Consider the following 12582-nt stretch of genomic DNA (forward strand, 5'->3'; position numbering starts at 1 on the left):
CGTTGACCGTCCGGTGGAGAGTCAGTGCCCGGTCGGACAGGGCATCTCGACTAGCCCGCGTCACGCGGCTAACATTCGCGCGACTGGATTCGCGAGAGCGATTCGAAGATATCGCCATCGCGTCGTCCCGCCCGGGTAGGGAGCCCCTGATGCGCATCGGACGTAGACCGGCAAAACCATCTCGAAAAATGACCGCTTTTGTCACATCATTACTGCTCAGCATGGCCGGGTCGGTCGCGCTCGCCGCCCCCGCCCAGGCTGCGGACCGGGTCGTCCTGGCCAACGATTTCGAGTCGGGTTCCTACGCTCCGTGGGGGCCGCGCGGAGCCGTCACACTCGGGATAGCGGCGGAGGGGCACGAGAGCGCGAATAGCCTTTCGGTCACCGACCGTACCGCGAACTGGCAGGGTACGGCGATCGACGCGGCCGCGAGATTCGAGCCCGGCGCGACGTACGTTATCAGCGCATGGGCGAAACTTCCGGCCGGTACGACCGGGTCGGCGGGCGTCCACTTCACCATGGAGTCCTCCCCGGCCGGCGGGGGTGACAACACCTACACCTGGGTCGGCGACAACGTCCCCACCACCGCGGAGACCTGGGTACGGATCGGCGGCAGCTACACCATGCCGACGGGCCTGGCCGCGGCCACTCTCTACGTCGAGGCCGAGGGCACCACTCCGTACCTCCTGGACGACATCAGCATCACCACCCCGGAGGGCGGGCCGGAACCCGGCACTGTCGTGATCGACACCGACTTCGAGGACGGGCTCGACGGTTGGGGGCCGCGGGACAGCGGACCGGGCGCCCCGACGGTCGGGCTGACCGACGTCGCGCGCGGCGGCCAGGCCGCGGCCCTGGTCAGCAACCGGGTGAACCAGGGCGCCGGCATCGGTCGCGACGTGAGCACCCTCTTCGAGACCGGCGTGACCTACGAGTTCCGCGCGTGGCTGCGGTTCGCCGAGGGACAGCCGACCGACCAGATCTGGCTCAGCCTCGCCAGCACGAGCGGCGGCAGCCAGTCGTTCAGCACGCTCGCCCAGTTCGACGGGATCACGAACACCGGCTGGACCGAGGTGACCGCGAGCTTCACGATGCCGGCGGCCGACAGCGCACTGCTCTACTTCGAGTCCCGGTGGCAGGACGGCGAGACCGGAAACACCAGCGACTTCCTCGTCGACGACGTCGTGGTACGCGTGCCGGAGCCGCCGGTCATCGAGGACCTCACGCCGATCCACGAGACCACCGACTTCCCGATGGGCGTCGCGATCGACAGCCGCGAGACGGTGGGCGCCGCCGCCCAACTGCTGACCCGGCACTTCAACAACATCACGCCGGAGAACCACATGAAGCCGGAGGCGTGGTACGACGCGGAGCGCAACTTCCGCCCGCACGACCAGGCGATCGCGTTGATGGACTTCGCCCGGGCCAACAACCTCGGCGTCTACGGTCACGTACTCGTCTGGCACAGCCAGACTCCGGCCTGGTTCTTCCAGGACGAGGCCGGCGCCCCGCTCAGCACGTCAGCGGCCCACCAGCAGGTCCTCCGCGACCGGCTGCGCACGCACGTCTTCGCCGTCGCCGAGTCGCTGCGCGACCGATACGGTCCGTTCGGCTCCGCCACCAACCCACTACGGGCCTTCGACGTCGTCAACGAGGTCGTCGCCGACAGCGGCGAGTTCAGCGACGGCCTGCGCCGCAGCGAGTGGTACCGGATCCTGGGCGAGGAATACATCGACCTCGCGTTCCGGTACGCGGACGAGGCGTTCAACGACGTCCACGCGGTCGCCGACGCCGACCCGGTCACGCTGTTCATCAACGACTACAACACGGAGCAGAGCGGCAAGCAGGGGCGGTACAAGGCGCTGGTGCAGCGGCTGATCTCGCGTGGGGTACCGGTCGACGGGGTGGGCCACCAGTTCCACGTGTCCCTGTCCACCCCGACCGCCAACCTCGGGGCCGCGCTGGCCGCGTTCGAGGACCTGCCGGTGATCCAGGCCGTCACCGAATTCGACGTCACCACCGGTACCCCGGTGACGAGTGCGAACCTGATCGAGCAGGGTTACTACTTCCGGGACGCATTCCGGATCTTCCGGGCGTACGCGGACGAGCTGTTCGTGGTCACCGTCTGGGGTCTCACCGACGGCCGGTCCTGGCGGGTCGGCAACGGTGCCCCGCTCGTCTTCGACGACAACCTCCGGGCCAAGCCCGCGTATTACGGCGCGGTGGACGGTGAGCTTCCGGCCCGGCTGCGCACGGCGAACGTCTTCGCCGGCGACGTCGCCCTCTCCGGCACCGCCACCTCCGACCTGACCTGGAGCAAGCTTCCGCTGCACCCGGTGGAGGACCTGGCAAAGTTCCAGCTTCGCTGGGCTCCGGACCATCTGACGGCCTTCGTCGCAGTCTCCGACGCCGCCGCCTCGGCCGGCGACCAGGTCAGCTTCGTGCTGGGTGACCAGACGTACACGGTGGCCCGGGACGGCAGCGGCAACGTGCCCGCCGTGGCGAAGGAGCGCAGCGGTGGCTACGACGTCGTCGCCCACCTGCCGCTGACCGATGTGGTCGAGGGCGACACGCTCACCCTGGACGTCCGGGTCGGCAACGACGGTCGCACGGCCGCCTGGAACGCCCCGGGCGCGCTGGGCACCCTGGGCCTGGTCGAGGAGCTGTCGTACCTGGAGGTCACCCAGGCCCGTACGGCGCCGGTGGTCGACGGCGCGGTGGACACCGCCTGGGCCGACGCCCGCGCGGTCACCACCGCGAAGGCGGTCTCGGGCGCGGACGGCGCGATCGCCACGGTCCGTACCCTGTGGCGGGACCAGACGCTCTACGTGCTCGCCGAGGTCGCCGACCCGGTCGTGGACGTCTCCGGCTCCGACCCCTGGACCCGGGACTCCGTGGAGATCTACGTCGACGGGGGCAACTTCAAGAACGGTCCCTACCGTTACGACGACACCCAGATCCGGATCAACGCGGAGAACGGCGTCTCGTTCGGCACCGGTGACGAGGCGTTCCAGCGAAGCCGGCTGACCAGCGCGGCGGTCCGCACCGACACCGGGTACACCGTCGAGGCGGCGATCAGCCTCCTGGAGTACGGCGGCCTCGGCACGTTCCACGGCCTGGACTTCCAGGTCAACGACGCCACCGGCGGCACCCGTACCGCGATCCGGAACTGGGCCGACCAGTTGGGCACCGGTTACCAGACCACCTCGCGCTGGGGAGTGGGTCGGTTGGTCGGCCCGGCCGACGGCAACGTCGACATCGTGGTCAAGAACTTCACCCAGTGGAACTCGGACGACGGCGGCGGCTACTGCGCGACCATCGTCGCCACGAACAAGACCGACAAGCCCGTCGACTGGTACGGCTATGTCGCGCTCGGCGGCCAGATCTACACGGCCTGGAACTTCGCCCGGCAGATCCAGGGTGACGGCAGCTACCGGATCCACGGCGAAGCCTGGAACAAGACCCTGAAGCCGGGCGCCAGCACCTTCAGCGTGGGCTACTGCGCCAACCGGTGATCCCGGCGTGAACCGGACCGCCGGATGCGGCGGCCGGTGGGAAGCGGGCCCCTCCTCCGCACATCGCGGCAGGAGGGGCTTGCTCTTCCCACTGCTTTCCCCTGCTACCCGCCACCGACCTGGCGCGGTCGGGCCGTCGGTGGCTGCACCAGACGGCTGGCAAGGAACGGACTCGGCCTACCGTGCCAGAAGACGGCCAACTCGTCACGTGCCCGCGTGGCGGCGACGAAGAGCAGTGACCGATCGCGTTGACGCTCCCGCTGGTAACGCTTCGGATCAGTGCTCTGGTGTCGGCTGATCATCTGCCTGGGAACCAATCCGTCGCTGACTCCGGCGATGATGATCCGCTGATACTCGAGTCCCTTGAACCGGTGCATCGTGCCGATGTGCACGCCATCGGGTCGCTTCGGACCGTCGGGCCCGATCTCGACCGCGGATATCCCGTCGGTCTCCAGCCGCGCGGCGACCTCGCCGGCCAGCTCCCGGGTGGGCACGGCGATCGCCACCGAGCCGTCGGCCGGATTACCCCACGCCGCCAACTGCCCGACGACCAGCTCGCGCTCCTGGTGCCACGATCCGGCGCCCCGGAATGTTGGCGCCCCGCCCCGGAGCAGCGACCGGTAACCGGCGAGATCCTCTGTGCCGCCGTCGAGATCGTCGTAGGTCTCGCCGCTCATGATCTCCAGGGCCGCGGCGAGGATCTGCCGGGTGGTGCGGTAACTCAGGGTCAGCCGGGCGGACCGGCCACGGATGTTGACACCGAGGCTGCCCAGCGTGACATGGTTGTCGTAGATGCGCTGATGGGTGTCGCCGGCCAGGAACAGGTCGTCCGGTCCGGACGCGACCATGGCGCGCAGCATCTTCCAGTGCGCGGCACTGAGGTCCTGCGCCTCGTCCACCACGATGTGCCGGTAGCGGTGCCGCAGGAATCCGCCGGAATCCGCCGGCGGCAGGCCCGCACTGCGCGCGGCCCGGTCCATCTCAAGCCGGGCCGCCCGTTCGGCCACCTGACGCCAGGTCCACCTGCCCTGGTCGTCCAGCCACTTGGTGAACCGCTCGGTGAGCTGCCAGATCTGGTCGCGTTCGGCCCGGGTGAGCGACCGGCCCCGACCGGGGCGACGCGCGGCGAAGTAGTCGGTGCGGGAGCCGAGCACCTGGCCGAGGATCACCTGGGTCCATTCGGCGGCCAGGAACTCGGCGTCCCAGACGGATTCTCCGGTTTCGAGCAGGTACTGCTGCCAGAGCTCGGGGACGGTGTTGTCATCGACGATCCGCTTGCCCACGCCGGCCTTCGCCTCGGCGACGACTCGGCTGGCCAGTCGGTCGATGTTGACGATGTCCACTCGGGACACCAGTTCCTGCCCACCGAGCGCGATCAGCCGCGTTCGTAGGTCGGCCGCGAGATTCCGGTTGAAGGTGGTGAGCAGGACCGGCTTGTCCGCCCCTGGCGGAAGCTTCCGGACCAGGTGGGCGACCCGGTGCAGTGCCACGATCGTCTTGCCGGTGCCCGGGCCGCCACCCACCCGGGTGGGACCCTTGTACTGCTTCTCGACCAGTTTGCGCTGGGTGGGGTGCAGGAAGATCTGCCAGCGGTCGAACGACTCGGCGAGCATCGCCTGCAACGCTTCGTCGTCGGAGGAGACCTGTGTGGCCGGTCGTTCCACCGCCCGTCGGTAGTCGTCCGGGTCGACCACCTCGCCGGCCCGTACCGGCTCGGTGATGTGGGTGAGCACGTGCTCGAAGGACCTGCCGTCGTGCAGCGACAGCAGCACGTCGGCGGTGAGCTGGGGAGCCCGCTCGGCCAGCTCCAACAGCCCGGTCTCGCTCGTCAGATCGCGAATCTGCGGCAGCAGCGGTTCGGCGACCCCCAGTTCGACGAGTTGCGCGTCGGTGAACCGCCTGAACAACGGGTCCGGCTCCACGACCGGGTCGGCCGCCCCGGGGGCGGGAGTGGGCAGCTCGTCGCCGCTGGCCGGGGTGACCTCCGGCACCGCCACCGACGAGTCGGGCGACACCACCCGACCGACGATGCTGTCCCCCACCGGCTCGAGGTCGATCACCTCGATTCCGCCGGTCACCCGGTTGATCCGGTACGAGTACCGGTCCAAATTCTCGTAGACGTCCTTACGATGCCGGACCGCGACGAGCAGATAGTCCTGGTCGACGATGTGCAGCAGCAGTGCGCGGTGATCCTGGTTGATCCGCGCCGAGAAGAGCCGGGAGCTGCCGGAGAGCTGCTTCAGCCGAAGCCCTGGACTACCCGGGTTGTGCCGGAACTTGTGCATGAACTCGTAGACGGCCCCGATCTCCGCCCGGGAGAGCTTCATGACCTCCTTGTCGGCCCGGTCCAGCATCCGCAACGTCGCGGCCTTGGCCATCACTGACGTCCTCCCCCACTCCTCGTCCGAAGCTGATCGGTCAACTCGTCCGCGGACCACTCCCGCGCGGTCCGGGCACGCCAGCCCGCATCGGCGTAGGCACCGTCCCGGTCGTGGACCTCGGGGTCGTCGTCGGCGCCGACGAGCACCACCGCGACCCGTTGGTCCGGCCAGGCAAGTTCGGCCTGCCAGCCCTGCTCCCCGAGTTCATAGCCCACGACCGGCACCGGCAGATCGCGCCGGATGAGCGACTGCACCAGCGATTCGAGGCCGGACTCGTCGCGGTTCAGATAGTGCAGCACCTCCGCCCAGGGCGAATCGGTGCCGGCGACGTCGTCGTCCGGCGAGGGCGCCTCCGGGGAGAGGCCGAGCCAGGTGGTCGTCTCCGCGTCGATTGGCTTCGGCCGCTGGGTGAGCCGCAGGCCGGTGCCTTCGGAGACCGCCATCGAGGCCGGATCGAAGTCGCCCAGGGCAGTCCGGGCGAGCTGGGCACCGTCGCCGCCGCCGACCGCGAGGAACTGGACGATGTTCGCCCAGGCCAGCCAGCCGGCCCAGCGGCGACGGTGCCGCTCGCGCCGCTCGTCGCTTCCGGCGTTCACGGTCTCCGGCCGGTCGTCGACGACGGCCAACGCCGACCAGACCCGGTCGGCGGACCGGCCGTCGACGACGACGGTGACCGGGCAGTCGGCGGAATCCACCGACCGGACCAGGGTGATCCGGCCCGGCCTGGCCGGCGGCAGGGGCTCGCCACGCACACCGGCGAGGATCCGTTCGCCGATGCCGCTGGAGTCGGCCGAGCTCGGCTTCTCGGTGGCCTGTACGAGCAGGCCGGCCAGGGCCGCTTCGGCGCGACGCCGCCACCGGTCCGGGTCGGGCTCGGCCAGAAACCGCAGGAGCAGGTCGACCGGGTTCGTCCAGACGTACCGCTCCAGGTCGGCGGGGTCGGCGTCGGGTACGGACTGCCGGTAGAGGTCCCGGGCCCGTTTCTTCGCCAGTCCGCCGTACGGTTCCCAGGTGGTCGCGCTCGTGCCGTCCGCGTTGTCGCGCCAGCCGTCGACGTCGTCCCAGGTGATGGCGAAAACATAGAAGTCGTGGGCTCGGAGCCGGTTGCGCTTCTCGGCGTCGTCGGCGAGCCGGTTGTACTCCGGCGACGCGTGGTACTTGAACCCGTCGAGGTAGACCGCGATCTCCGGGGCCGGCGCGTCGAGCCTCCGGAAGTGCACGTCCGGTCGGGTGCCTCGGATGGTGTTCTGCAGTTTCATCTGCCAGTGCGTGACGTCGACCCCGTTCGGGGCGGTGAACCGCAGGTCCGCCACCCGGGCGCCGTCGTGGTCGGTACGCCTTTCGAGGCGTACGCCGGAGCCGGGCTCGGCGGCCCAGGCCAGCAGCTTGTTCAGGAACCGCATCTCCAGCTCGCTCTCCACCTGGTGGATCAGCGAGATGTCGTTGGTGCGGGTGCCCGGCAGCACCGCCCAGGTGTCGAGCAGCCGGCTCAGCATCCCCAGCGCCTCGCGCCGGTTCATCAGGTTGAACTCGCTGTTGCGGGCGTAGCGCAGCAGGCACCGGTGGCAGGCCGTTCGGCCCTCGTGCTGGCAGACACAGCTGCCGATAATTTGACGAGCCCGCGCAAGGATCTGCCGGAACTGGTCCGGATCGGCGAGTCGGTGCAGGTAGCCGGTGCCCTGCGGCTGGGTGTCGTAGACGACCACGTAGTTGCGGGTGCCGCCGCTCTGTGCGTCCGGCATGGTCGCCGACAGCACCCGCAGGTGGGCCGGGTCGCCGCCGTACTCGGCGGCGATGCCGAGCCGGACGGCGGCGGCGAACGAGACGACCCGCTCCTCCACCAGCGCGGTGACCGCCGGGATCAGGATGCGCAGCGCCTCGGTCCGCAGTTCGTGGGCGAGGATCAGCGGGATGTGGTTGGCGGTGCCCGGCGACCGGCGGTGCGGGCACCAGGGCCGGTGGTGTTCGGCCTCCTTCGCCACCGCCGACCCGGCCAGGTGCGCGGCAACCTCCTGGCTCACCGTGGGCTGGCCGTCGATCGTCGTACCCCCACAGGAGTCGCAGGTGTGGAACGGGTTGATCCGCACCTCGTCGCCGGCGAAGAGTTCGCTGGCCCGGTCGTACCGCTGGGCGCCGAGGTTGAAGTGCCGGATGGTGGCGTGCCGGGTGTAGTCGACTCCGAAGGTGTCTCCGGTGTGTCGCCAGGAGGAGTCGATCCGGCCCGGGTCGACGTCGACGGTGATCGGGGTGACGTAGAAGCGGCGCTCCCGGTCGTCGCTGTCGTCGCGGATCCGGGCGTCGTCACGCCGGTCCCGGGTGAGTACCCGGGTCGGTTGCAACACGTTGAAGACCCGGCTCTGGTCGGCCAGCCCGTCGTCGCCGCAGCGCGGGCATCCACTGGTGTCCTCCTGCGCCAGGTGGGTGCGGGCGTACCCGCACCGGGCGCAGATCCGCCACCGCTCGTACGCCGGCCGGCTCGCCGGGCCGAGGTCCAGCCCGGAGATCTCGTGCTTGTAGCCGCGTACGTAGTAGGCGTTGCCGGGCGCGATCTCGACCAGGGCCTGCCGGGCCGGACGGTCGTACTCGCGCAGCTCGGTGTGGAACCGCCGGCTGCCGTCCGGCATCTTCTCCTCCCAGGTGAGGGTGGCGTCCAGCAGCGTGCGGTTGTCGATCAGGGCGTAGTTGGGCAGCAGGCCGAACTCGACCAGGGTGCCGTGCGCGGCGGCGCCGGCGATCCGGTGGAGCAGCTTGCGCACCTCCCGCGCCTCCGACCTCAGCATCTTCAGCTCGCGGGCGTGGTCGGGATCGCTTTTCACCAGTGTGCCGGCGACGGTGTCGATGCCGGCCAGCCGCCGTTGCAGGTCGCCCCGGCGGTCCTCCCAGGCCGCGTCGGCCCGCTTCACCCGGTCGGTCAGCCCGGCGTCGGCGAAGTGTCGGAGCTGTGTGGCGGCGACGTCCGAGACCTTGTCGCCGAAGAGACCGAGGAATCCCGCGACCAGCCGGGCACCGTCCCGTTGGCCGGCGTCGGCAAGGGTGCCGAGCCAGCCGGTGGTGCCGAACAGCAGGTGGGCGCGCCGGGGCAGCGGCAGTACGCCCGGCAGCCGGCCCCGGGCGGCGAGGTCGATCAGGTGCGCGAGATATTGCCGGCGGAGGATCTCGACGGCGGAGAGGAAACAGCCGGGCGGCACGATCTGGCCGGCGATCATGTCGCGCGGCTCGGTGAGGTAGTAGCGGTCCCGTTCGGAGCGGCCGACCAGGGTGAGTACGAGGGCGTTGCCGCTCTTCCGGCCGGCCCGACCGGCCCGCTGGACGTAGTTCGCCGGCCCGGTTGGCAGCGACGCCAGCACCACCGCGGAGAGGGCGCCGATGTCGATGCCCATCTCCAGCGTCGGGGTGCAGGAGAGCACGTTCGGGTCGGTGTACCGGTCGCCGGTGCGGAACCGTTCCTCGACGGTTTCCCGCTGGGCCCGGGTGAGCATGCCGGTGTGTTCGCCGGTGACCACCCGGAACGCCGGGCTCTCCAGATAGAGCCGCCGGTAGTAGTCGTCCGGCGCGGTGTCGTCCAGGACGGGACGCAGCCTCCCACCGCAGCGGTACTGCCGGCACGGCTGCCCGGTCCAGTCGGCGACCCGGTCCGGGTGTTCGGTCTGCTGCCAGTGGCAGGTGTCGCAGCCGACCCCGGCCGCGATCGCGGCGGCGTCGCCGAGCAGGGTCACCCGAAGGTGGCCGGGCAGCAGCCCGTATGCCCGGTTGCCGTCCTCGGTGTTCCCGGCCGCGACGATTCCGGCGGCGGCCAGCGCCGGCATCAGCCGGTCCAGATACCTGGCGGCGCCGGACGCGTCGAGGCCGAGGCACCGGCTGGTCCAGTCCTGGTACCAGTTGCCCTTGGCGGTGACCGCGTCGAATTCGGATCGCGATTTGGGGCTGGCGAGCAGGAAGGCCGGCCCGGAGAGCCCGCGCGGAAAGGCCGGCATCCCCTCCGGCCGGCCGCCCCAGATCTGCCAGCGGGCGCCGCCGCGCCGCAGGTAGGGCACCAGCCACTCGTGGTAGACCGCGCCCCGGGTGCGCAGCCGTTCCAACAGGCCGCGCAGGAAGGCGAGGTAGCGGGCGTCGTCGGGCAGTGGGCCGCCGTCGGCGCCGGGTCCGGTCAGGTGTACGTCCCGGCACAGCGCCGCCGCCGCGGCCGGCTCGTCGAGCCCGACCTCGACCGCGACGGTACGGGTCAGCTCCAGGGTCCGACCCTGCCGGGCCCGCAGCCCGGTCTCCAGGATGGCGGCGAAGGCAAGCCGTTCGCCGACGAGCGTCCACGCCTTGCGGTCCCGCAGGTTGTCCCCGGCCAGCAGGCTGTCCACGCCGGGCTGGTCGTGCAGGTCGGGCGGGACGACGGTGGAGAGGATCTCCGGCTCGACGGCGGCACCGATCATGTCGACGATCAGTTCGTCCAGTCCGACCGGCCTGTTGGGTTCGAGCTGGCGGGCCAGCAGTGCGCGCAGCGAGAACGCGTACGAGCGGTTGGCGACGAAACCGGCGCGGTGCGCGGCATCCTGGACGGAGTCGTTGAAGAGCAGCGTCTTCCGTTCGGCGCCGGCCAGTTCGCCGCCGGTGAAGAGTTGGGTGATCGCCACCGAGGCGAGGGTGGCCAGGCCGGCACCGAGGTAGCGGATGCCGTGGTCGAGTTCGCAGGAGGGGCAGCGGTCCTTCTCGGCCGCGTCGAGTGCGAGCAGGTCGCCGAGGACGACCGTCGACTCGTCGCCGAGCTGTCCGGTCCGGTCCCGGCCGGGGTCGAACGGGCGGACCCGGCGGCCGTACTCCAGGACCAGCAGACCCCGGTCGCGGTGCTGGATCTCGTCGGCGGTGGCCGCGATGAACGCCCGGATCCGGCGCTTGTCCCGGCCGACCGAGCCCCGGTAGATCTTGTCCGGATCGGTCTCCAGCTCCTGCGGGTCCTTCTCTGGGGAGAGCGCCGCCCAGCCGGAGCGCCCGCAGTGCCGGCAGTAGACGGCGGGCAGCCGCTCGTACCGGCTGTCCGCCACCACCTGGTCGATCTCCGGGGCGAACGGGTCGGCGTCGCGCTCCGGCTCGCCGTACCAGCCGAAGGTGGTTTCCGGGCCGACGCCGCGCAGCAGGCGGGAGACCGCGCGTACCCACAGATGGGTCTCGATGTTGAGCAGCGGGCGGCCCGGCGCGTCCGGATTCTCGGCGCGGGCCAGCAGGCCGACGAACCTGGCGATCGCCTGCGCGGTGACCTCGGGCCGGGTCTTCATCGCGCTGCCCCAGCCCGTCGCGTTCTTCCGCGGCAGCACCTCGATGACCTCGTCGAAGGTGCGCGGATCGGGGCCGAGCGAGTCGAGTACCGCCTTGGTCAGCGGGTGCTTGCGCAGCAGTGCACCGAGGCCGGCCGGGTCGGCGGGCACCTCGCCGAGGACCAGCTCGGCGACCTGGTCGGTAAGCCGTTCGGTGTCGCGCCCGTCGAGCGCGGCGAGGGTCTCCGGGTCGGGCAGCGGCAGGCTGAAGTCCTGTTCGGCGATGAACTCGGCCGGCTCGTAACGGTCCTCGCCGATCAGCGAGTCCGGCTCGAACGGCACCCCGAAGACCTGCTCGGCGACCTCGCGGATCGCGGTCCGGCCGTCCCGGCCCCGGCCTTCGCCCAGGGTCGCGGAGGTGGCCACCGGGCAGATCGGTCCGAGTGGCCGGTCGCCGGTGGAGACGCCGAGCGCGGCGGCGAGCCGGCGCAGCAGGATCGCCACGTCGGTGCCCTGGGCGCCGTCGTAGGTATGAAACTCGTCCAGTACGACGTACGCCGGCTGGGCGCCCTCCCAGAGCGGCAGGTCGTCGGCGCGTTGCAGCAGCAGGTCGAGCATCTTGTAGTTCGTGATCAGGATGTCCGGCGGGGTACGCCGCATCTCGGACCGCTTGGTGAGCACCCTCGGGTATTCGACGGCGGCCACGTCGCCGATGTAGAGACCGGCGGTGACCTGGTGCAGTGCGGCATTCTCGACGAGCAGCTCGTTGAGTCGCTTGGTCTGGTCGGTGGCGAGCGCGTTCATCGGGTACAGCAGGATCGCCTTGACGCCCGGACCGCGCTGCCGTTTGGCCCGCCGGCAGTGGTCCAGCAGTGGGATCAGGAACGCCTCGGTCTTGCCGGAGCCGGTGCCGGTGGTGATCAGCGTCGGTTCCGCATCCTTGCCCAGTGTGGACAGTCGCCGGAACGCCTTCGCCTGGTGCAGATAGGGCGTGAACCCGGCTGGCGCCCAGTCCAGTGCGGCCCGCCAGTCGTCCGACGCCGGGCGGAACGGGGTCCTGATCCTCAGGTACGGACCCCGGAAGATGCCCTGATCCGGGTGGGTGAGGAAGGCCTCCAACCCGCGCCGGACGGGCTCGTCGGTCAACCCGAAGGTGGTGGTGAGGTACTGGGTGAGCGTCCTGCGAAGGGTGTCGGCGGCGATCGTGGGCTTCATGAGCAACTCACCGCAGGCATGCTACTCGTCTATGTCTAGCGTGATCTGTCGTGATTGTGTCTACCGTGGACGGCCGAACGACGATCTCTGCGCACCAATGGTGCCGCCACCCTTCGCCGCTTGTTCCGAACTCGACTGCGCAACGCCAGCCGGCATCCGATCCCCTGGAGGCGACCATCGCTCGCTGCTAGCATGTGGTCGCTCTCGGCGGTCTTTTTGCGCCGGTGC

Annotated in this window: 3 protein-coding genes; 1 reads left to right on the forward strand and 2 read right to left on the reverse strand. The window is 70.4% G+C overall.

Going from position 1 to position 12582, the window contains the following annotated elements:
- The first annotated feature begins 188 nt into the window (after positions 1–188).
- A complete protein-coding gene (locus tag V1634_RS08685) occupies positions 189–3515 on the forward strand; it encodes an endo-1,4-beta-xylanase (RefSeq protein WP_331207215.1) in 3327 nt (1108 codons plus the stop codon).
- 104 nt (positions 3516–3619) lie between these two features.
- On the opposite strand, the gene V1634_RS08690 is transcribed toward V1634_RS08685, so the two are convergent.
- Entirely contained in the window at positions 3620–5893 is a 2274-nt protein-coding gene (locus tag V1634_RS08690) for a UvrD-helicase domain-containing protein (RefSeq protein ID WP_331207216.1), read from the reverse strand.
- On the reverse strand, positions 5893–12354 hold the full coding sequence (locus tag V1634_RS08695) for a DEAD/DEAH box helicase (protein ID WP_331207217.1): 6462 nt from the start codon (positions 12352–12354) through the stop codon (positions 5893–5895). Before V1634_RS08695 ends, V1634_RS08690 begins: the two co-directional genes overlap by 1 nt.
- Between the last annotated feature and the right edge of the window lie 228 nt (positions 12355–12582).

The sequence above is a fragment of the Plantactinospora veratri genome (genome assembly GCF_036421995.1).
Classification (GTDB): Bacteria; Actinomycetota; Actinomycetes; order Mycobacteriales; family Micromonosporaceae; genus Plantactinospora; species Plantactinospora veratri.

Coding starts and splice junctions, on each gene's coding strand:
- V1634_RS08685 (WP_331207215.1), top strand. CDS start 189: ATGACCGCTTTTGTCACATCATTACTGCTCAGCATGGCCGGGTCGGTC.
- V1634_RS08690 (WP_331207216.1), bottom strand. CDS start 5,893: ATGGCCAAGGCCGCGACGTTGCGGATGCTGGACCGGGCCGACAAGGAG.
- V1634_RS08695 (WP_331207217.1), bottom strand. CDS start 12,354: ATGAAGCCCACGATCGCCGCCGACACCCTTCGCAGGACGCTCACCCAG.